Origin of the sequence: Pseudomonas sp. FP2294 (genome assembly GCF_030687625.1) — a bacterium.
GTDB lineage: Bacteria > Pseudomonadota > Gammaproteobacteria > Pseudomonadales > Pseudomonadaceae > Aquipseudomonas > Aquipseudomonas shahriarae.
The window spans coordinates 5,029,125-5,048,753 of record NZ_CP117441.1 but is presented as its reverse complement, the minus strand read 5'-3'; the positions used below and the strand labels follow the sequence as shown (position 1 = coordinate 5,048,753).

Below are 19,629 nucleotides of genomic sequence, written 5' to 3'. Positions count from 1 at the left end.
GCCAGCTCCTACACCAACCCTATTCCACATCGGGTTGTGTCCTGTGGGCTATTGCGCGGCGGGCAGCAGGAACCGTGCAATCACCGGCAAATGATTGGAGATACGCAATGTATCGTCCTGCCGCACCCGCGCTTCAACCTTCTTCAACCTCGGGCTATAGAACAGATAATCCACCGTACGGTCCGGCCCATCGAGGCCCGGGTCATTGGGGAAGTGGGTCAGCCACTGGGCGCGGTCGATCCCGCTGGATTGACTGTTGCTGGGGACCATCGGGTATTTATCCCACAACAGATGCAGCTCACTGTCCGGCGAATACTGCCCGCGTCTGTCGGCGTCCAGGCGCAGGAACTGCCCCAGGGGCAACAGATTGAAATCCCCGCCAATCAGCCACGGCGTGCCCCGGCTTTCGAATTTATCCAGCAGCTTGATGGTCGCCTCGACCTGCTCGCGCACCGCGCTGTGGCCGGGGGCGGCGTTGTCCAGGCGGGTGTTGAGCACCGCCAGTTGGCCGCCGTCGCTCAACGGCAGGTAACTGAGCAGCAGCGCGGGCTTGGGTTGGAACTGACGGCTGATCAGGTTGGCCGGGGCCACCGGCAGTTGCAGGCGTTCGGCATGTTCGATCTGGTAGCGGCTGAGGGTCACCAGCTTGCGGCCGACACTGCCGAAGATATGCCGGTCGGGCACAAAGTCGGCTTTCCAGTCGAAGGCCTCGACGCTGCACGGGTAGAGGTCCACCAGCCGCTCCTGAAGCAGCGCCAGTTGGTCCTGGTAGTGGGATGGCTTGGCGCCTTCGTCCAGTTCCTGCAGCAACAGTACGTCCGGTTGCTCGTCACGGATCACCCGCGCCACTTCGTCCAGGCTGGAGGCCATGTCTTCAGGGGTGGGGCGCTCGTCCGGGCCACTGCCGTCGGGGGTGTCGTACCAGAACACATAGTTCTTGCCCGCCAGGTATTGCACGTTCCAGGTCATCACCTTGAGTGCCTGGCCGGGCAGCAGCGTCGGCGCACGCGGGGCCACGCAGCTGACGGGTAGGGTCTGTTTGTCGGCGGGGCGCCAGGTCAGGCTGTAGATCAGGGCCGTCAGCAAGCCTGCGAGGATCAGCAGGCCTACCAGGGTTTTACGCAGTAAACGGGTCATCGGCTCGCCTTATGGCGCTGCGGGACAGGCCCCGAGCATACCCGACCGGTGGCCGGGAGCCCAGGGAGCACGTTAGCGAGCGTCGGCATCACCGGCGATCAGCATGAACAGGCGGAACAGCACTACGCTGGTAAACAGCTGCAAGAAGCTATGGGCACTGTCGATCAGCACCGCCAGCAGCGGGTTCTGCGGGTCGGGCCAGGCTGCGACGCTGGCACCCTTGAGCAGCCACAGTGGGGTCATCACGCACAACAGGCAGATCAGGATGCGCAGAAAATGCCCACGGGTCAGACGGAAACTTTCCTTCATCGCCGCCAGCGCGGGCATTCCGCGCAGCACCAGCAAGTACTCGGCGAAGGCCAGGGTGACCATCAGCCACAGCCCCGGCAGGAAGTACAACGACAGCCCCAGCAGGATCAGCAGGGTGCTCATGGCCGTCAGCAACGCGTAGCGTGGCCACAAGGTCAGCGCCATGGCCAGCACGGCGGCGGTGCGCGGCGACTCGCCACGGCTGCGGGCGTCGAGAAACAGGATCAGGGCGGCGGTGTACAGCGGATACACCAGCAAACCCACGATCATGCTGTAGCCGGTAAACGCCTCCGGGCCCAGGGTGCGATCAAGCACTTGTTGCAGCACGGCCTCCAGGATCACCAAGGGCAGGCACAACTGCACGATGGCGCCCAGGTTGCGCTGGAAAAAGTAGAAAGAGTCGCGCAGAACGGTCAACGGATTCATCAAAGTCATCACAGGCGGAAAAAGCAGCGGACACTTTAACCGATCACCGACAAACGTAAACCTTGGGTAAAGATCATTGAAACGCTGCGGGCCAGCCCCATTACTGGTGGCGTACCTTGCCCATTGCGGGCGGGACGCAGATTTTTACCGGCAATCTAACGAGGTCGCCATGAACAGCGAAGAGCAAACCCTGATCGACGGACTGTTTTCACGGTTGCAGCAAGCCGAAACGGACTCAGCCCCCCGCGACGCCCAGGCAGAAGCGCGGATCAAGGAGCACATCACTCGCCAACCGGCCGCCGGGTATTTCATGACCCAGGCGATTCTGGTGCAGGAAGCCGCGATCAAAAGCCTGGATGCGCAGAACAAGCAGCAGGCGCAACAGATCCAGCAATTGCAGGATGAACTGCAACGGGCCAAGACAACGCAGCCGGCCACCAGCGGTGGTGGGTTCCTGTCGAGCATCTTTGGCGGCAGCTCCCGCGAGCCGCAGCCTGCGCCGAGCGCGCCGGCCTCTGGCGCGGGTGGTTGGCGCGAGCCGACTCGGCCCGGCTTCAGCGCGCCGACGCCGCAACAGAGCTTTGGCACCCCACAACAGAACTATCAGCAACCCCAGCAGGCGGCGCCCGCAGGTGGTGGTTTTCTCGGTGGCGCCCTGAAAACCGCCGCCGGGGTGGCCGGGGGTGTGATGCTGGCCCAAGGTATCAGCAGCCTGTTCAGCCACAACCAGCAGCCGCAGGTGGTGGAAGAGATCGTTCGCGAAGAGCCGGCGCCTGCCAGTGACAACGGCGGCTGGGGCAATGACGAGCAGCGTTTCGCTGACAATGACAGCGCCGACAGCGGTTATGCCGACGATTCTTCCTTCTTTGGCGACGACGACTCCTTCGTCTGACACCCACTGAACCGGGGCGCGCTGTCGCCCCGGTCTGATTTTTCTCGGAAACCTCCTCTTGGCTGGCATACTGACGACCTTTGCGGGCCATCACGTCCGCCAGTGCGATGAGGATATACGGTGAAAAAAATTGCAGTGTTCGCCGATGTGCAGAACCTCTATTACACCGTGCGCCAGGCCTATGGCTGCCACTTCAACTACGCCGCCCTGTGGGCCGATATCAGCCAGCGCGGGCAGATCGTCGAGGCGTACGCCTATGCCATCGACCGTGGCGACAGCAAGCAGCAGCAATTCCAGCAGATCCTGCGCAACCTGGGCTTTACCGTGAAGCTCAAACCGTACATCCAGCGCAGCGATGGCTCGGCCAAGGGCGACTGGGACGTGGGTATCACCATCGACATCATGGACGCCGCCGCCCATGTCGACGAAGTGGTACTGGCCTCGGGTGATGGCGATTTCGATATGTTGCTCGACCGCATCATCCATAAACATGGCGTCGAAGCCGTGGCCTACGGCGTGCCGGGGCTGACGGCCAATTCGTTGATCCGCGCGGCCAGTCGCTACGTGCCTATCGAAGGCGCGTTGTTGCTCAAATAGATTTTCAGATGGGGTTGGAACAGGTTTGGAACGTATAGCGGTCATCGACTTTGAAACCACCGGCATCTCGCCGAGCAGCAGTTGCCGGGCCACGGAAATCGCCGTGGTCATCCTGGAGCAGGGCCAGATCGTGGACCGCTACCAGAGCCTGATGAACGCCGGTGTGCGCGTGCCGGGGTTTATCGAGCAGCTGACCGGCATCAGCAATGCCATGCTGCGCAGCGCGCCGCCGGCCGAGCGGGTGATGAACGAGGTCAATGAATTTGTTGGCACCACGCCGCTACTGGCGCACAACGCCGCGTTCGACCAGAAGTTCTGGGACTTCGAACTGGGCCTGATCCGCCGCACCCGCCTGCAAAAATTCGCCTGCTCGCTGCTCCTGGCCCGCCGGCTGATGCCCACGGCGCCCAACCACAAACTCGGCACCCTGACGTCTTATGCGCAATTGCCCCACACCGGCAAGGCTCACCGGGCGATGGCGGATGCTGAAATGGCGGCCAACCTCACCGCCCACCTGGCCCAGGAACTGCGCCGCACCCACGGCTTGCGCGAGTTGACCCATGATCTGCTGTGCAGCCTGCAAAAAGTGCCGGCAGCGAAGATCAATGACCATCTGAAGAAACATCGCGGGTTCTGATCCCGATTCTCAGAACGATAAAGAGCAAAATGTGGGCGTCGGGTGTGGGTAGGCCAGTTGGTGTATTCGTGGCTGATACACCGCTATCGCAGGCAAGCCAGCTCCCACATGGGATCGCATCCAGCCCAAGCAATCGGGTTAGCTGTGGGGCCGGGTGTGCTCGCGATGGTGGTGTGTCAGTTGAGATATTTTGGCCTGATACACCGCTATCGCAGGCAAGCCAGCTCCCACATGGGATCGCATCCAGCCCGGGCAATCGGGTTAGCTGTGGGGCCGGGTGTGCTCGCGATGGTGGTGTGTCAGTTGAGATATTTTGGCCTGATACACCGCTATCGCAGGCAAGCCAGCTCCCACATGGGATCGCATCCAGTCCGGGCAATCGGGTCAACTGTGGGAGCCGGGCTTGCCCGCGATAGCGCTCGCTCAGGCGCCGCCATTCTTTCCCTCCAAATACCCCAACGGCAACCGCCGCTCTACGGCGCTCGACAAGATGATCGAGGTTTTGCTGAACCCGAATTTCGCCACCCTGTTGATCAGGCTTTCCAGTTCCGGCATCGAACCCACCGCCGCCTGCATGATCACGCACGGGTCGCCGGTGACCCGATGGCATTCGGTCAGTTCGGGGATTTCTGCCAGCGCGTCGTAGACTTTCTGGCTGCCGTTTTTGGTCAAGCGCAGTTCAATCGTGCACTGGATCGGCAGGCCGATCTTGGACAGGTCGACCTTGGCCTGGTAACCGGTGATCACTCCGCTGGCCTCCAGCTTGGCCACGCGTTCAGCCACGGCGGGGGCGGAGAGGTTTACGGTGCGGGCCAGTTGCGCGTAAGTGGCGCGCCCATCCTTGAGCAGGGCGCTGAGGAGCATGCGATCGTATTTGTCCATGAATAAGGCTCTGGCAATGGCGGGCTTTCGAATACAAGGCTTATAGCCCTGATAACCATGATTTGAAAAGTGTATGGGCGCTTTAAACAGGTTTTGTAACTTATGTTTACTGGTGTGGATTTCTAAAATAACGATTCCTTGTCCTGCTGCAGAGCTGCCCATGCCTGGCCCACGTCGTTTTCCCTTACCGTTGATCGCAGCTTTTTTTGCGCTGTATGTGATTTGGGGGTCTACCTACCTGGTGATCCGTATTGGCGTGGAGTACTGGCCGCCGCTGATGTTGGCGGGGATTCGCTTCTGTACTGCGGGGGCGCTGATGTATGGCTACCTGCGCTGGCGCGGGGTGCCGGCACCGACCTGGGCGCAGTGGAAAGCCGCGGGCATGATCGGCATCTTGCTGCTGACCTTCGGTAATGGCGCAGTGAGTGTGGCTGAACACAGCGGCGTGACTTCAGGTGTCGCTGCGCTGGCCGTGGCGACGGTGCCGTTGTTTACCTTGCTCTGTGGATATTTCTGGGGCGCGCGTAATACCCGTCTGGAGTGGGCCGGGGTGATTCTGGGGATGATCGGCATTGCCATGCTCAATATGGGCTCCAACCTGCAATCGAGCCCGTTGGGCGCGGGGCTGCTGTTGTTTGCCGCCGCTTCCTGGGCTTTTGGTTCGGTATGGAGCCGGCACTTGCCGTTGCCCCAGGGCGCTATGGCCAGCGCCGCCGAAATGCTGATCGCCGGGGTGGTGCTGTTGATCGGCAGTGCACTCAAAGGCGAGCACCTGCAAGCGATGCCTCCGGTGGAAGGCTGGCTGGCCCTGGCTTACCTGACCGTGTTTGGTTCGATCATCGCCTTCAACGCTTATATGTACCTGCTCAAGCACGTGCGTCCGGCAGCGGCCACCAGCTATGCCTACGTCAACCCGGCGGTGGCGGTGTTGCTGGGCATCGTGTTTGTCGGCGAGACCATTGGCCTGGAAGAAGCCCTGGCGATGTTGGTGATTATCAGCGCCGTGTTGTTGATCAGCCTGCCCCAGTGGCGCAAGCCGAAGCCGGAAATAAGGTAAACTGCCGCGCATTACGCCCTTGCGCTGAATTTTTCCTACGGTAAACACATGACTTTCGCCACACTTGGCCTGATCGAACCCTTGCTGCGCGCCCTTGAGGCGCTTGGCTACCAGACCCCGACGCCGGTGCAGGCGCAAGCCATTCCGGCGGTGCTGGCCGGTCGCGACCTGATGGCTGCGGCCCAGACCGGCACCGGCAAGACCGCCGGCTTCGCCGTGCCGCTCCTGCAACGGTTGACCATGGAAGGGCCAAAAGTCACCGCCAACTCGGTGCGTGCGCTGATCCTGTGCCCGACCCGCGAGCTGGCCGAGCAGGTTCACGCCAGCGTCGCCCAGTACGCCGAGCACCTGCCGTTGACCACCTACGCGGTGTATGGCGGCGTCAGCATCAACCCGCAAATGATGAAGCTGCGCAAGGGGGTCGACGTGCTGGTGGCCACCCCTGGCCGCCTGATCGACCTGTTCCGCCAGAACGCGCTGAAGCTCAATCAGCTGCAAACCCTGGTGCTGGATGAAGCCGACCGCATGCTCGACCTGGGTTTTTCCGAAGAGCTGGCGAACATTTACCGCATGCTGCCGAAAAAGCGTCAGACCCTGCTGTTTTCCGCGACCTTCTCCGATGACATCCGCCTGCTGGCCGGGCAGATGCTTATTGACCCGCTGAGCATCGAAGTCAGCCCGCGCAACGTCGCTGCCAACACCGTCAAGCAATGGGTGGTGCCGGTGGACAAGAAGCGCAAGGCGGAGCTGTTTGTGCATCTGATGCGCAAGGGCAAGTGGAAGCAGGTGCTGGTGTTCGCCAAGACCCGCAACGGTGTGGATGCATTGGTAGACAAGCTACAAGGCCTGGGGATCAATGCCGACGGCATCCACGGCGACAAGCCACAAGCCACGCGCCAGCGGGCACTGGACCGTTTCAAGGCCAGCGAGGTGCAGATCCTGGTGGCCACTGATGTGGCGGCCCGTGGCCTGGATATCGAAGATTTGCCGATGGTGGTCAACTTTGACCTGCCCATCGTTGCCGAGGACTACATCCACCGTATCGGCCGTACCGGCCGGGCCGGCAACACCGGCGAGGCGATTTCCCTGGTGTGTGCCGACGAAGTGAACATGCTCTCGGCCATCGAGATGCTGACCCGCCAGACCCTGACCCGCAAAATGGAACAGGATTTCGAACCGGAGCACCGCGTGCCCGACACTGATGCCAGCGGGCAGGTGGTGAAGAAGCCGAAAAAACCGAAGAAGCCTAAGACGTCTGGTGGTGGCGGTAAGCGCAACCTGGGCAAGTGGGTCGAAAGCGGGGAAGTGGCGGCGGAGCCGTCGATCAAGCCGGTGCGCAAAGTGCCTGTGTTTAATACCGGGCCGCGTAAGAAGAAGTAACTTCTTTGGCGTCTGTCAGGGCCTCATCGCAGGCAAGCAGCTCCCACATTTGAATGTGTTCACAGATCAAAATGTGGGAGCTGGCTTGCCTGCGAAGGCGGACCTGAGCTGCCCGCAACTATCGGCGCTGGAGCCACTCCAGCATGCCACGCCCCGCCATCCGCCCACTGGCAAAACACCCCGTCAGTAAATACCCACCTGTCGGTGCCTCCCAGTCCAGCATCTCCCCGGCACAAAATACCCCCGGTAGCTGCGTGAGCATCAAGCGCTCATCCAGCGCTTCAAACGGTACGCCGCCGGCGGTACTGATGGCTTCATCCATCGGCCGGGTTTTTACCAGCGTCAGTGGCAGTGCCTTGATATCCACAGCCAACTGCGCCGGATCATTGAAGTGACCTGTGGGCGCCAACTCGCGTAACAGTGCAGCCTTTACCCCATCCAGGCCCAACTGACTGTGCAAATGCTTGCTCATCGAGCGTGAGCCACGGGGCTTGGCCAATGCGGCCTGCACCTTGTCCAGCGGCTTGCCCGGCAGCAGGTCGATGTGCACGGTGGCTGAACCGTCACGGTTGATCGCTTCGCGAATCGGCGCCGACAGTGCGTAGATCAGACTGCCTTCGATACCGGTCGCGGTGATCACGCATTCGCCCAGGCGGGGTTTGTCATCCGCCAACCCTATGGCGACGTTTTTCAGCGGCGCGCCGGCGAACTTGCTCACCATTAATTCGCTCCAGGCTGACACCTCGAAGCCGCAGTTGCTGGGCTGCAGCGGGGTGCAGGGCACGCCTTGGTGTTCCAGCAATTTGAGCCAGGCACCGTCCGAGCCCAGGCGCGACCAACTGCCGCCACCGAGGGCCAGCAGTACGGCATCGCTGTGGACAGTCTTGTCGCCCTCCGGGCTGTGGATAATTAAGCCGCCGTCGGCATTCCAGCCCTGCCAGCGATGCCGGGTGTGGATAACTACCCCCTGGTCGCGCAGGCGCTTGAGCCAGGCGCGCAGCAGGGGGGCGGCTTTCATGTCGGTAGGAAACACACGGCCGGAGCTGCCGACAAAGGTTTCGATGCCCAAGCCATGAATCCATTCGCACAACGCCTCGGCACCAAACTGGCGCAGCAAGGGGGCAATGTCCGACGCGCGTTCGGCGTAGCGTGAAAGAAATGCCGGGTAGGCTTCGGAGTGGGTGATATTCATGCCGCCCACGCCCGCCAGCAGGAACTTGCGCCCCACCGATGGCATGCCGTCATACAGGTCCACCCGGACCCCGGCCTGGCTCAGGACTTCGGCAGCCATCAGCCCGGCGGGGCCGCCGCCGATGATCGTGACGTGAAAAGGCTGGGCTGGGATCTGAGGCATGGGGGTGACTGCGGTTCGGCGAAGTAGGGCGAGCATTCTACCCGAGGACCGCGAAACTGCCTGATCAAAAAACGTACACCTTCCTACATGCTATGTGGTGCCTGCCTTGCAGGCGGTTACGCTCAAGTTATCCACAGGCCGTTCCACAGGCATTGTGGGTAACGCCCAGGTTTCAATGACAACCTGATGACGTCCACACCCGCTGCGCACTGTGGTGCAGGATGCCGTGGCGCCGGGCCAGGGCGTGGCGGTCCTTGCTGTAGCCGCCACCGATCACGCCCACCACCGGGATATCGCGGCCCAGGCAATGGCGCATCACGCTTTCGTCACGGGCGGCGACGCCTGCGTCTGTCAGCTTGAGGTAGCCGAGGGCGTCGTCCTTATGCACATCGACGCCCGCGTCATACAGCACCAGGTCGGGCTGATACAGCGGCAGCAGGTAGTTGAGGGCATCGTCCACCACCGTGAGGTAGTCGGCGTCGCCCATGCCCATGGGCAGCGGGATATCCCAGTCGCTGGCGGCCTTGCGCGCCGGGAAGTTCTTTTCGCAGTGCAGGGACACGGTAATGGCGTCCGGTGTGTCATGGAGGATGCGCGCGGTACCGTCGCCTTGGTGCACGTCACAGTCGAAGATCAGCACCCGGTTGACTCGCCCACTGGCCAGTAGGAAATGGCTGATCACCGCCAGGTCATTGAAGATGCAAAAGCCCGCCGGGTAATCGTAATGGGCGTGGTGGGTGCCCCCCGCCAGGTGGCAGGCCAGGCCATGTTCCAGAGCCTGCTCGGCCGCCAGCAACGAGCCACCGACCGCGCGCACGGTGCGTCGGGCCAGGGCTTCGCTCCAGGGCAGGCCCAGGCGCCGCTGGTCTTCGCGGGACAACTCACCGCTCATATAACGTTCGATATAGCCAGGGTCATGGGCCAGGGCGAGCACTTGGGCCGGGCACAATTCGGGGCGCAGCAGTTGGCTGTCCTGGGTCAGGCCGCTGTCGACCAGGTGATCGCGCAGCAGCCGGAATTTATCCATGGGGAAGCGATGATCCGCCGGGAACTCGGGGCTGTAGTCGTCGTGGTAGATCAATGGCAAAGGCATGGCAATTTCTGACAGGAACCAACGACGGATCTTAACAGCGCTGTACACTCACGCACATGGCAAGGGAGGGGAACGATGGAGCCGATACTGCAGTTGGAAAGCGCGCGCCTGGTGTTGCGCCAATGGCGCGACAGCGATTTGCCGGAGTTTGCCCGGATGTGCGCCGACCCGCAGGTGATGCGCTATTTCCCGGCACCCCTGGACCGCTTGGAAAGCGCGGCATTGATCGGGCGAATACGTGGGCATTTTGCCGAGTATGGGTTTGGTGCGTGGGCCCTGGAGCGTAAGGACAGCGGCGAATTTATCGGCCTGACGGGATTGATGAATGTCGGCTTTGACGCCGACTTCACCCCGGCGGTGGAGATTGGCTGGCGCCTGGCCCGCGAGCACTGGGGCCTGGGTTTTGCCAGTGAAGCGGCCTGGACTGCATTGCGTTGTGGTTTTGACCGTTTGCAGTTGGAAGAAATAGTGGCCTTCACCACCGAGGCCAACCTGCCGTCGCAGAAAGTCATGCAGGCCATCGGTATGCATTACGATCCGGCGGCAGATTTTCAGCACCCCAGGCTCGCGGCGGACGATCCGCTGCGCCATCATGTGTTGTACCGCATCACCCGCGCCCAATGGTTGGATACGCTGCACGGATAGGCAGGCCGCCCGATGTTATTACCCGCCGCAGCCAAGACTGCGCGGTTTTGCTTTGTGTGAGGAGAGTTTGAATGAGCCAAGTGTTGGAAGATCTGGTCGACTTGCTGACCCTGGAACCGATTGAAGAAAACCTCTTCCGCGGCCGCAGCCAGGACTTGGGTTTTCGCCAACTGTTCGGCGGCCAGGTTTTGGGCCAGTCGCTGTCGGCAGCCAGCCAGACCGTCGAAGAAGCGCGGCATGTGCATTCGTTGCACGGCTATTTCCTGCGCCCAGGCGACGCTGGGCTGCCAGTGGTCTATCAAGTGGACCGGGTGCGCGATGGCGGCAGCTTCAGCACGCGCCGGGTGACGGCGATCCAGAAGGGCAACCCGATCTTCACCTGCAGCGCCTCGTTCCAGTACGACGAAGAAGGCTTCGAGCACCAGACCACCATGCCGGTGGTGGTGGGCCCGGAGAACCTGCCGTCGGAGCTGGAACTGACCCGGCAGCGTGCGCACCTGATCCCCGAGACCATGCGCGAAAAACTGCTGTGCCCCAAGCCGATTGAAGTGCGCCCGGTGACCGAAAAAGATCCGTACAACCCGCAGCCGTCCGACCCGGTCAAGTATGTGTGGTTTCGCGCCGATGGCGCCCTGGCCGATTTGCCGGCGCTGCATAAATATCTGCTGGCCTACGCCTCGGACTTCGGCCTGCTGACCACCTCGTTGCTGCCCCATGGCAAGACCGTGTGGCAGAAGGACATGCAAGTGGCCAGTCTTGACCATGCGCTGTGGTTCCACGCTGACCTGCGGGCCGATGACTGGTTGCTGTACGCCATGGACAGCCCATGGGCCGGCAATTCCCGCGGGTTCTCCCGTGGCAGCGTGTATAACCGCGCGGGCCAACTGGTGGCCTCGGTGACCCAGGAAGGCCTGATTCGCCATCGCAAGGATTGGGCATGAGCCTCACGGACGTAAAACACTGGGTGTTCGACATGGACGGCACCCTCACGGTGGCCGTGCATGATTTTGCGGCGATCCGCGTGGCCCTGGATATTCCGCCTGCCGATGACATCCTCACCCACCTGGCTGCGTTGCCAGCAGCGGAGGCGGCGGCCAAGCATGCCTGGTTGCTGGAGCATGAGCGCGAACTGGCGCTGGGCTCGGTAGCGGCCACGGGCGCGGTGGAGTTGGTGCGCGACCTGGCAGCACGGGGCTGTCGCCTGGGGATCCTGACGCGCAACGCCCAGGAGCTGGCGCACATCACCTTGAAAGCCATCGGCCTGGCGGACTGTTTTGCCGTGGAAGATGTGCTGGGCCGCGACGACGCCCCGCCCAAGCCTGATCCCGGTGGCCTGTTGAAACTGGCCCAGGCCTGGGATGTGGCGCCGGCCGAGATGGTCATGGTGGGCGACTATCGCTTCGACCTGGATTGCGGCCGGGCGGCGGGGACGCGGACGGTGCTGGTCAACCTGCCCGAAAACCCATGGCCGGAACTGGCAGATTGGCATGCGCAAGACTGCGCGGCATTGCGCCAGATGATCTAGCCCAGGCACCACGCATCACCGGTAGGAGCTGGCTTGGGTTTTCCCTGGGGGATTAGTGGAACAAGGCCTTCTGCCCCAGCGGCGAGGTAAACATCTTGTCGCCGTCATGCCCAACCCCAGGCACTTCAATCAACCTCTGGCTCAACTGCGGATGCCGCTGCTTGAGGTAGTCAAAGTAGTTATGCCCGCGAATCAGCCGATACGCGCCCTGGCTCTCGGCCGCGCAGCTCTTGTCCAGGGCCGGGTGGTTGGGGTCGGTGTCCTGCTGGCCCAGCAGGTAGGTGATATCCCGCGCGGCGTAGGCTTTTTCCAGTTGCTGGGGGCTTTGGCCGTTGGCGTAGGCCGGCAGTTTTTGCATGCCGTACTTCCAGTCATTGAACTGCGGGCAACTGCCCGGCGCTAACTGCACTGGGCGCTGCGGGCTGAAGTAGGCGTAGGACGATGGGTTGGCGATCACATAGCGCAGGCTGATGCCGGCGGCTTGCAGGGCCGGGTGATCATGGCCGGTCAGGGCAAAGCGCTGTACCACCTGGCCGCCACCGGAATGCCCGGCGACCACTATTTCCTTGAGGGCCGGGAACAGTTGGCGGTTGCCCAGGTGCTTGATGATCTGGTCCAGGGCGCCGTAGGAACTGATCTGGCCATGACCGATTGACGAATCGCCCGCCATCCATCCATTGCCGTGCCAGCGCAGTACGCTGTCGCCCAGGTGATGGCGCTGGATATCGGCATCGTTGAGAAACTGCGGTGCGATCACCAGGGTGTTGGCGCCTTGCCCCGCGTGGGCGGCGGCATCTTCGGCGCTTTTGAGGTAGGTCTGGGCGTTGCGCAGGCGCCCATGCACGATGATCAGCGCCCGAGTGATCTGCGGTAGTGGCTGGCGCCAGTCCTGGCTAAGGCCCAGGCTCAGGTCGCCGGCTTGCAGGGAGAAACGCTCGGGGCTGACAACCTTGACCGCCTGCCCGGCGGCGAAGGGGGTGGTGGCGCAACCGATCATCAACCCCAGCAGCCATCCGGCTCGTTTACTCATTTACAGACTCTTGGCCGAAAAGGTATCGCATTGGCTGATCTGGCCCTGGGCAAACCCGGTCTTGAACCAGCGAACCCGCTGTTGCGACGTGCCGTGGGTGAACGAGTCGGGAACCACACGGCCCTGGCCCTGTTGCTGCAAGCGGTCGTCGCCGATGGCGTTGGCGGCGTTCAGCGCTTCTTCGATATCGCCCGGTTCCAGCCAGTTCAGGCGCTTTTGCGCGCGGTTGGCCCAGACCCCGGCGAAACAGTCGGCTTGCAGTTCCTGGCGGACCAGCAGGCCACCATCGCCCTGCATCTGCCGGCCTTGCTGGCGTGCGACCTGGATTTTCGAGGAAATGCCCAGCAGGGTTTGCACGTGGTGGCCGACTTCGTGGGCGATCACATAGGCCTGGGCAAAGTCGCCGGCCGCCTGGAAGCGCTGGGACATTTCGCGGAAGAAATCCAGGTCCAGGTAGACCTGCTGGTCGGCCGGGCAATAGAACGGGCCGCTGGCGGAGGTCGCGCCACCGCAGGCAGAATTCACCCGGCCACGGAACAGGATCAGCTTGGGGTTCTTGTAAGTCAGGCCGTTTTCCTGGAACACCTGGCCAAAGGTGTCTTCGGTGTCGCCCAGCACGGCGCGTACGAAATCTGCCTGCTCATCATTGGCGGGCGGCGCCTGGCGTGTTTGCGGGCTGACCGAAGGGGCCTGTTCAGTCATCTGGCCGCTCAGTTGCCCGAGGATCTGCATCGGGTCCTGGCCGGTGAGCAGGCCGATGCCGACGATCAGCACAATGGCGGTCAGGCTCAGGCCCTTGCCACCCCCAAAACGCATGCCGCCGCCACCGCCGCCGCCGTCATTGCGCGCGTCGACCACGTTGTCGCTGCGTCGACCCTTTTTCCATAGCATGGGGCAATCCTCTTGATGATCGTGTTGTTAGCGCCGTGATTGAGTATGGCCGTTATTCGCGGCAATACCCTTCGCCCGTATTGACCACCAGGCAATCTTTTTTATCAGCCAGCCATTTCAAACCGGTGGCGGCGCCGTCGCCGGCACGCAGTATTTGCGGGCCGTCCGGGCGGTTGAAGGTGATGCCGTCTTCGCTGGCCTGGCCCTTGAAGGTGCCGGAGGCGTCGGCATCGAGGCCGTACTGCATGCTCAGCAAGTAATGCCCGCGGCCGATGCTGTCGTCCTTGCTGACGGTCAGGTGCAGGCCTTCGACGCCGACCCACTTGCCGACCCATTTGTCGGTGGGCAGGGTCTCCGGGACCAGGGTCGCTTGTACGGAAGGCGGCGCCGGCTTGGGCGGCTCGGGTGTTTTATCGCAGGCACTGAGCAGGGCGAGGGTCGAGAGAATAAACAGTGTTTTTTTCATAATGGATTGGCCTTGATTAAAAAAAGCGCAATGGCTGGCTGGCGTGCAGCGTTGGACTGGGTTTAGGCGATTTAGTGCGCTGATCGCCCGCTGTTTGGTTATGCTCTTGAGACCGATGCACCACCCGCTCTAGATTAGCGCGTTGAGTGCCACTGCTTGCGGCGGTCATTTCAGCCTGTCACGCACGAGAATTCAATGACCCTCAGCACTCCTCTTTCCGGCGTCAACCATCCCTTCAAGGGCATCGTGCTGATTGTGCTGGCGACGTTTCTGTTTTCCAGCCATGACGCGTTGTCCAAATACCTCGCCGGCTTTTACCCCATCGTGATGGTGGTATGGGCCCGGTACATGGTGCATACGTTGCTGATGGCGGGGATTTTCCTGCCGCAATCGGGCTTGCGTGTACTGCGCAGCAAGCGCCCGTTGTTGCAGGTGGCCAGGGCGTTGTGCCTGCTGGGCACCAGCCTGTTTTTTACCGCTGCCCTGCATTACATCCCGCTGGCCGAAGCCACCGCAGTGAACTTCCTCGCGCCGATCCTGGTGACGGCCCTGTCGGTGCCGCTGCTGGGCGAGCATGTGACGCGGGGCCAGTGGCTGGCGGTGATCTGCGGGTTTGTCGGGGTGATCATCATTGTGCACCCGGGCGGTGAGCTGTTCACCCCGGCGGTGTTGTTGCCATTGGTCTCGGCGTTGTTCTTCTGTTTCTACCAACTGCTGACCCGCATCCTCAGCCAGTACGACAGCCCGACCACCAGCAACTTCTTCGCCGGCCTGTGCAACACCCTGGTGATGAGCGCGCTGGTGCCGTTCTTCTGGCAGGTACCGACCCTGGGCCATGGCCTGTTGATGCTGGCACTGGGCACCTGTGGGATGACCGCGCACTTGATGCTGACCCAGGCCTTCCGCTTCGCTGCACCGGCGTTACTGGCACCGTTCGGCTATTGCCAGATCGTGTTTGCGGGGCTGTTGGGCTGGCTGGTGTTCAATCACACCCCGGACCTGACCACGGTGGTCGGGATCGGGGTGATCTGCCTGAGTGGCTTGGCCGCTGCCTGGCAGCAGCGGCGGCGTTGAGTCACACCGCGACGGTGGGGATCTTGCGCGGCGCCATGAAGTACATCCAGGTCAGGGCGATGAAGTACATCGCCGGGATCAGGGTGAACAGCACGGTGTAGTTGTTATTGGTCACGGTCAGGATATGGCCGACGATCTGCGTCATAAACATCCCGCCGATAGCCGCGCACATCCCGCCAAAGCCAAATACCGTGCTCATCATGTGCTTGGGGGTGTAGTCCATCACCAGGCTCCAGATATTGGCGGTCCAGGCCTGGTGCGCGCCGATGGCCAGGGAGATGGCAAACACTGCGACCCACAGCTGGCTGGAGCCGGCGGCCATGATCACGCCGACGATGCAGCAGGCAAACAGCAGCATCGACAGCAGGCGCGCCTTGATCGGCTGCATGCCGCGTCCGATCAGGAACGAGGACAGAATCCCGCCGCCCACACTGCCGAAGTCTGCCGTCAGGTAAATGATGATCAGCGGGATACCCATCTGGGTCACGTTGATCCCCAGGCTGTATTGCTGGTTGAGGAACGGCGGCAGCCAGTAGAGGTAGAACCAGAACACCGGGGCGGTCAGGGCGTAGGCAATGGCGAAGGCCCAGGTGCCACGCATGCGCAGGATACGGCTGAAGGGCACGCGGGGTTGTTCGGGCTCGACTTCCTGTTGCACGTAGTCCAGTTCCGACTGTTTTACGCTCGGATGGTCTTCGGGGTTGTAGTACTTCAGGCCCCAGAACACCAGCCAGATCCCACCCAGGGCAGCCATGCATAAAAATGCAGCCTGCCAGCCCCACACATGCAGCACCAGTGGCAACAGCATTGGCGTGAGCATGGCGCCGACGTTGGTGCCGGCGTTGAAGATCCCGGTAGCCACCGCGCGCTCGCCGGCGGGGAACCACAGGCGGGTAGTCTTGACGCAGGCGGGGTAGTTGGCCGCTTCGGTGAGGCCGAGGATAAAGCGGCAGACCATAAAGCCCACCGCCGAAGTCGCCAGGCCGTGGGCGCCGGTGGCGATGCTCCACAGCAGCACCGCGCAGAAGAACACACGCTTGACGCCGACGCGGTCGATCAGCCGGCCTTGCAGCACAAAACCAATGGCATAACCGACCTGGAACCAGAAGTTGATGTTGGCGTAGTCCATCGCCGTCCAGCTCATCTCTTTGGCCAGGATCGGTTGCATCACGCCCAGAGCGGCGCGGTCGATGTAGTTCAAGGTGGTGGCGAAAAACACCAGGGCCAACATGCCCCAGCGGGTTTTGCCGACGGCGAGGGCGCCGCGAATCTTGTCGCCAATGGCCGCTTGCGGGTTGCCAGGGCGCGGGGCCACGGCGGAATTTTGCGAAGGCATGAGAGGTACCCGTTTTTTGAAATTTTTATGGTGTGTTCTGGGTCTTGATCACAGGTTTGCGCCTTAAAAAAAGCGGCCCTGGATGCGCATTCGATGGTGCGCAGTGGCTAAAAAATCGTCAATTCGCCAATCGCCATTGTGTTCGATAATCGCCCGAAAAACTAACTGATTGGTACATTTTGAATTGCTGCTTTATCGCGCGCGGCCAATAATTTGCTGCAAACAAGACCACCCATCATTGCCGGGAGTCACCCCATGCAACGTTCCATCGCCACTGTTTCCCTGAGCGGCACCCTGCCGGAAAAGCTCGAAGCCATTGCTGCGGCCGGGTTCGATGGGGTGGAAATCTTCGAGAACGACTTGCTGTATTACGACGGCAGCCCGCGTGAAGTGCGGCAGATGTGTGCCGATCTGGGCATTGCCATCACGTTGTTCCAGCCGTTTCGTGATTTTGAAGGATGTCGCCGCGACCGCCTGGCGCGCAACCTGGAACGGGCCGAACGCAAATTCGACCTGATGCAGGAACTGGGCACCGACCTGGTGCTGGTGTGCAGCAATGCTTCTGCCGATTCCACGGGCGAACATTCGATCCTGCGCGATGACCTCAGCCTGTTGGCCGAACACGCCGGGCGCCGTGGCTTGCGCATTGGCTATGAAGCCCTGGCCTGGGGGCGGCACGTCAACACCTGGCAACAGGTCTGGCAACTGGTGCACGAGATTGAGCACCCCAGCCTCGGGGTGTTGCTGGACAGTTTTCATACCTTGTCGCTCAAGGGTGATCCGACGGCTATCGCCCAGATCCCTGGCGACAAGATCTTCTTTGTGCAAATGGCCGACGCGCCGCTGCTGGCCATGGACGTGCTGGAGTGGAGCCGGCACTTTCGCTGCTTCCCCGGCCAGGGCGAGTTCGACCTGCCGGGTTTTCTCGCGCCGATCATCCAGAGTGGCTACACCGGGCCGCTGTCCCTGGAGATTTTCAACGATGGCTTTCGCGCCGCACCCACCCGGGCCAACGCGGCGGATGGTTTGCGCTCGTTGCTGTACCTGGAAGAGAAGACCCGCCAACGCCTGCAGCAACAGGCCGCGCCGCTGGATATCCTGTTTGAGACCCCGGCTGCCAGCGAGTACGACGGCATCGAATTCCTCGAGTTTGCGGTGGATGAAAACCTCGGCGCCCGCCTGACCCAATGGCTGCAACGCCTGGGCTTCGTCAAGGCCGGGCAGCACCGTTCCAAGAGCGTGAGCCTGCTGCGCCAGGGCGATATCAACCTGATCCTCAACTGCGAGCCGTACTCCTTTGCCCACAACTTTTTCGAGGCCCATGGCCCGTCGTTGTGCGCCACGGCGATTCGCGTCAAGGACAGTGCCAAGGCCCTGGAACGGGCGGTGGCCTACAAGGGCCAACCCTATCGCGGGCTGGTCGGGCCCAATGAGCTGGAGCTGGCGGCGGTACGCGCGCCGGATGGCAGCCTGATCTACCTGGTGGACCAGCACGCCGGCGGGATCTACCACACTGATTTCAACCTGCAGGCCGCCAGCACCGGCGGCGGCGGGCTGCTGCGCATCGACCATATGGCCATGGCCCTGCCGGCCGACAGCCTCGACAGTTGGGTGCTGTTCTACAAGAGCCTGCTGGATTTCGAGGCCGACGATGAGGTGGTGTTGCCGGACCCCTACGGCCTGGTCAAGAGCCGGGCGCTGCGCAGCCGTTGCAGTTCGATCCGCTTGCCGCTGAATATTTCCGAGAACCGCAACACGGCGATTTCCCACGCGTTATCCAGCTACCGTGGCTCGGGCGTGCATCACATTGCCTTCGATTGCGCGGATATTTTCGCCGAGGTCAGCCGGGCCAAGGAGGTGGGCGTGCCGCTGCTGGATATCCCACTCAATTACTACGATGACCTGGCGGCGCGTTTTGATTTCGACGATCAGTTCCTCAGCGAGCTGGCGTACTACAACGTGTTGTACGACCGTGATGCCCAGGGCGGTGAGCTGTTTCACGTGTACACCGAACCCTTTGAAGGGCGGTTTTTCTTCGAGATTATCCAGCGCAAGAACGGTTACGCCGGCTATGGCGCCGCGAATGTGGCGGTACGCCTGGCGGCGATGGCCAAGTCGCGCAGTGGGGCAGTGCGCCAGGCCAGGCTGTAGGGCGTTGCCGCTTCCTTCGTACGGCATGGCAGCCCATAATCACGGCCTGCATAAATGGCCGTGAGCGCACCATGACCCCGACCTCCGAACTGCCCGACGTCTCCCTGGCGCCGCGCAAGAGCCGCAAGAACAACCCGGAAAAGACCCGCGAGAACATTCTGCAAGAAGCCATTGTCGAGTTCGTGCAGCAGGGGCTTTCGGGGGCGCGGGTGGATGCCATCGCTGAGCGCATCCACACCTCCAAGCGCATGATCTATTACTACTTCGGCAGTAAGGAACAGCTGTACGTCGAGGTCCTGGAAAAGCTCTACGGGGATATCCGCAACACCGAAACCCGGATGAACCTCACTGAACTGGAACCCCGTGAAGCAATCCGGCGCCTGGTGGAATTCACCTTCGACCACCACGACCAGAATGTGGATTTTGTGCGGATTGTCAGCATCGAGAACATTCACAACGCCGAGTATGTGAAACAGTCGGATGCGATCAAGGCGATGAACAGCAATATCCTTGAAGCACTGGGCGCGACCTTGCGCCGGGGCGCGGAGCTGGGGGTGTTCCGCGCTGGGCTGGAGCCGCTGGATGTGCATTTGCTGATCAACTCGTTCAGCTTTTACCGGGTATCCAACCGGCATACCTTCAGTGAGATTTTTCAGATCGAATTGTCGGATGAAGCAATCAAGCAGCGGCATCGGGCGATGATCTGCGAGTCGGTGCTGCGTTACCTGCAAGCCTGATTTCCCCACC

At 61.9% G+C, this 19,629-nt stretch carries 20 protein-coding genes; 11 read left to right on the top strand and 9 right to left on the bottom strand.

Translation table 11 applies throughout. The features are described 5' to 3' along the window. Positions 1-48: 48 nt before the first annotated feature. On the bottom strand, positions 49-1,137 hold the full coding sequence (locus tag PSH73_RS22705; protein ID WP_115129061.1) for an endonuclease/exonuclease/phosphatase family protein: 1,089 nt from the start codon (positions 1,135-1,137) through the stop codon (positions 49-51). A 72-nt stretch (positions 1,138-1,209) separates the two neighbouring features. Beyond that, the gene (locus PSH73_RS22700) at positions 1,210-1,872 is read right to left on the bottom strand and encodes a YciC family protein (protein WP_198830281.1); all 663 of its coding nucleotides are present in this window, start codon (positions 1,870-1,872) and stop codon (positions 1,210-1,212) included. A 169-nt stretch (positions 1,873-2,041) separates the two neighbouring features. Between PSH73_RS22700 and PSH73_RS22695 the strand changes: the two genes are divergently transcribed. From PSH73_RS22695 to PSH73_RS22685, 3 genes are all read left to right on the top strand, one after another. Beyond that, complete coding sequence (locus tag PSH73_RS22695) at positions 2,042-2,764, top strand: DUF2076 domain-containing protein (RefSeq protein ID WP_128592781.1); 723 nt, start codon at positions 2,042-2,044, stop codon at positions 2,762-2,764. Positions 2,765-2,884: 120 nt separating this feature from the next. Beyond that, positions 2,885-3,361 (top strand): NYN domain-containing protein, encoded by a 477-nt coding sequence (locus PSH73_RS22690; RefSeq protein ID WP_032861784.1) that lies wholly within the window; start codon positions 2,885-2,887, stop codon positions 3,359-3,361. A gap of 25 nt (positions 3,362-3,386) precedes the next feature. Next, a complete protein-coding gene (locus tag PSH73_RS22685) occupies positions 3,387-3,998 on the top strand; it encodes a PolC-type DNA polymerase III (protein WP_057441176.1) in 612 nt (203 codons plus the stop codon). 423 nt (positions 3,999-4,421) lie between these two features. On the opposite strand, the gene PSH73_RS22680 is transcribed toward PSH73_RS22685, so the two are convergent. Continuing rightward, positions 4,422-4,880, bottom strand: coding sequence for an Lrp/AsnC family transcriptional regulator (locus tag PSH73_RS22680; RefSeq protein ID WP_057958359.1), 459 nt, complete (start codon positions 4,878-4,880; stop codon positions 4,422-4,424). A 160-nt stretch (positions 4,881-5,040) separates the two neighbouring features. On the opposite strand from PSH73_RS22680, the gene yedA reads away from it, so the two are divergent. Together yedA and PSH73_RS22670 are read left to right on the top strand one after the other, a co-directional pair. After that, on the top strand, positions 5,041-5,937 hold the full coding sequence (yedA, locus tag PSH73_RS22675) for a drug/metabolite exporter YedA (protein WP_057958360.1): 897 nt from the start codon (positions 5,041-5,043) through the stop codon (positions 5,935-5,937). Positions 5,938-5,985: 48 nt separating this feature from the next. Further along, on the top strand, positions 5,986-7,317 hold the full coding sequence (locus PSH73_RS22670; protein WP_057958361.1) for a DEAD/DEAH box helicase: 1,332 nt from the start codon (positions 5,986-5,988) through the stop codon (positions 7,315-7,317). 118 nt (positions 7,318-7,435) lie between these two features. On the opposite strand, the gene PSH73_RS22665 is transcribed toward PSH73_RS22670, so the two are convergent. Together PSH73_RS22665 and PSH73_RS22660 are read right to left on the bottom strand one after the other, a co-directional pair. Continuing rightward, entirely contained in the window at positions 7,436-8,671 is a 1,236-nt protein-coding gene (locus tag PSH73_RS22665; RefSeq protein WP_305461389.1) for a TIGR03862 family flavoprotein, read from the bottom strand. A gap of 172 nt (positions 8,672-8,843) precedes the next feature. Continuing rightward, positions 8,844-9,764, bottom strand: coding sequence for a histone deacetylase (locus tag PSH73_RS22660; RefSeq protein WP_057444410.1), 921 nt, complete (start codon positions 9,762-9,764; stop codon positions 8,844-8,846). Between the two features lie 75 nt (positions 9,765-9,839). On the opposite strand from PSH73_RS22660, the gene PSH73_RS22655 reads away from it, so the two are divergent. From PSH73_RS22655 to PSH73_RS22645, 3 genes are all read left to right on the top strand, one after another. After that, positions 9,840-10,409, top strand: coding sequence for a GNAT family N-acetyltransferase (locus PSH73_RS22655; protein ID WP_057958363.1), 570 nt, complete (start codon positions 9,840-9,842; stop codon positions 10,407-10,409). A gap of 71 nt (positions 10,410-10,480) precedes the next feature. Beyond that, positions 10,481-11,350: an acyl-CoA thioesterase II gene (gene tesB, locus PSH73_RS22650; RefSeq protein WP_057441166.1), complete on the top strand. Its 870-nt coding sequence runs from the start codon at positions 10,481-10,483 to the stop codon at positions 11,348-11,350. Next, a complete protein-coding gene (locus PSH73_RS22645; protein ID WP_057958364.1) occupies positions 11,347-11,934 on the top strand; it encodes an HAD family hydrolase in 588 nt (195 codons plus the stop codon). The genes tesB and PSH73_RS22645 overlap by 4 nt, the downstream gene beginning before the upstream one ends. A gap of 52 nt (positions 11,935-11,986) precedes the next feature. Here PSH73_RS22645 and PSH73_RS22640 read toward each other — a convergent pair whose 3' ends face one another. The 3 genes from PSH73_RS22640 to PSH73_RS22630 are packed head-to-tail and all read right to left on the bottom strand — an operon-like array spanning position 11,987 to position 14,321. Further along, positions 11,987-12,964, bottom strand: a complete 978-nt coding sequence (locus tag PSH73_RS22640; protein ID WP_057958365.1) for an alpha/beta hydrolase — start codon at positions 12,962-12,964, stop codon at positions 11,987-11,989. Further along, the gene (locus PSH73_RS22635) at positions 12,965-13,855 is read right to left on the bottom strand and encodes a neutral zinc metallopeptidase (RefSeq protein WP_057441162.1); all 891 of its coding nucleotides are present in this window, start codon (positions 13,853-13,855) and stop codon (positions 12,965-12,967) included. It lies immediately after the preceding gene. Positions 13,856-13,907: 52 nt separating this feature from the next. Continuing rightward, a complete protein-coding gene (locus tag PSH73_RS22630) occupies positions 13,908-14,321 on the bottom strand; it encodes a hypothetical protein (RefSeq protein ID WP_057958367.1) in 414 nt (137 codons plus the stop codon). A 195-nt stretch (positions 14,322-14,516) separates the two neighbouring features. Between PSH73_RS22630 and PSH73_RS22625 the strand changes: the two genes are divergently transcribed. Next, positions 14,517-15,395, top strand: coding sequence for a DMT family transporter (locus tag PSH73_RS22625; RefSeq protein ID WP_057441158.1), 879 nt, complete (start codon positions 14,517-14,519; stop codon positions 15,393-15,395). A gap of 1 nt (position 15,396) precedes the next feature. Here PSH73_RS22625 and PSH73_RS22620 read toward each other — a convergent pair whose 3' ends face one another. Beyond that, positions 15,397-16,731: an MFS transporter gene (locus tag PSH73_RS22620; protein ID WP_057441156.1), complete on the bottom strand. Its 1,335-nt coding sequence runs from the start codon at positions 16,729-16,731 to the stop codon at positions 15,397-15,399. A 255-nt stretch (positions 16,732-16,986) separates the two neighbouring features. Here PSH73_RS22620 and quiC point away from each other — a divergent pair, with 255 nt between their 5' ends. Both quiC and PSH73_RS22610 read left to right on the top strand, forming a co-directional pair. Continuing rightward, positions 16,987-18,882: a 3-dehydroshikimate dehydratase QuiC gene (gene quiC, locus PSH73_RS22615; protein ID WP_305461385.1), complete on the top strand. Its 1,896-nt coding sequence runs from the start codon at positions 16,987-16,989 to the stop codon at positions 18,880-18,882. Positions 18,883-18,953: 71 nt separating this feature from the next. After that, on the top strand, positions 18,954-19,619 hold the full coding sequence (locus PSH73_RS22610; RefSeq protein ID WP_057444392.1) for a TetR/AcrR family transcriptional regulator: 666 nt from the start codon (positions 18,954-18,956) through the stop codon (positions 19,617-19,619). Positions 19,620-19,629 lie beyond the last annotated feature (10 nt).

Excerpts from the sequence above, each read along its gene's own strand:
- PSH73_RS22705 (WP_115129061.1), bottom strand. The coding sequence starts at position 1,137 with ATGACCCGTTTACTGCGTAAAACCCTGGTAGGCCTGCTGATCCTCGCA.
- PSH73_RS22700 (WP_198830281.1), bottom strand. The coding sequence starts at position 1,872 with ATGAATCCGTTGACCGTTCTGCGCGACTCTTTCTACTTTTTCCAGCGC.
- PSH73_RS22695 (WP_128592781.1), top strand. The coding sequence starts at position 2,042 with ATGAACAGCGAAGAGCAAACCCTGATCGACGGACTGTTTTCACGGTTG.
- PSH73_RS22680 (WP_057958359.1), bottom strand. The coding sequence starts at position 4,880 with ATGGACAAATACGATCGCATGCTCCTCAGCGCCCTGCTCAAGGATGGG.
- yedA (WP_057958360.1), top strand. The coding sequence starts at position 5,041 with ATGCCTGGCCCACGTCGTTTTCCCTTACCGTTGATCGCAGCTTTTTTT.
- PSH73_RS22670 (WP_057958361.1), top strand. The coding sequence starts at position 5,986 with ATGACTTTCGCCACACTTGGCCTGATCGAACCCTTGCTGCGCGCCCTT.
- PSH73_RS22665 (WP_305461389.1), bottom strand. The coding sequence starts at position 8,671 with ATGCCTCAGATCCCAGCCCAGCCTTTTCACGTCACGATCATCGGCGGC.
- PSH73_RS22660 (WP_057444410.1), bottom strand. The coding sequence starts at position 9,764 with ATGCCTTTGCCATTGATCTACCACGACGACTACAGCCCCGAGTTCCCG.
- PSH73_RS22655 (WP_057958363.1), top strand. The coding sequence starts at position 9,840 with ATGGAGCCGATACTGCAGTTGGAAAGCGCGCGCCTGGTGTTGCGCCAA.
- tesB (WP_057441166.1), top strand. The coding sequence starts at position 10,481 with ATGAGCCAAGTGTTGGAAGATCTGGTCGACTTGCTGACCCTGGAACCG.
- PSH73_RS22645 (WP_057958364.1), top strand. The coding sequence starts at position 11,347 with ATGAGCCTCACGGACGTAAAACACTGGGTGTTCGACATGGACGGCACC.
- PSH73_RS22640 (WP_057958365.1), bottom strand. The coding sequence starts at position 12,964 with ATGAGTAAACGAGCCGGATGGCTGCTGGGGTTGATGATCGGTTGCGCC.
- PSH73_RS22635 (WP_057441162.1), bottom strand. The coding sequence starts at position 13,855 with ATGCTATGGAAAAAGGGTCGACGCAGCGACAACGTGGTCGACGCGCGC.
- PSH73_RS22630 (WP_057958367.1), bottom strand. The coding sequence starts at position 14,321 with ATGAAAAAAACACTGTTTATTCTCTCGACCCTCGCCCTGCTCAGTGCC.
- PSH73_RS22625 (WP_057441158.1), top strand. The coding sequence starts at position 14,517 with ATGACCCTCAGCACTCCTCTTTCCGGCGTCAACCATCCCTTCAAGGGC.
- PSH73_RS22620 (WP_057441156.1), bottom strand. The coding sequence starts at position 16,731 with ATGCCTTCGCAAAATTCCGCCGTGGCCCCGCGCCCTGGCAACCCGCAA.
- quiC (WP_305461385.1), top strand. The coding sequence starts at position 16,987 with ATGCAACGTTCCATCGCCACTGTTTCCCTGAGCGGCACCCTGCCGGAA.
- PSH73_RS22610 (WP_057444392.1), top strand. The coding sequence starts at position 18,954 with ATGACCCCGACCTCCGAACTGCCCGACGTCTCCCTGGCGCCGCGCAAG.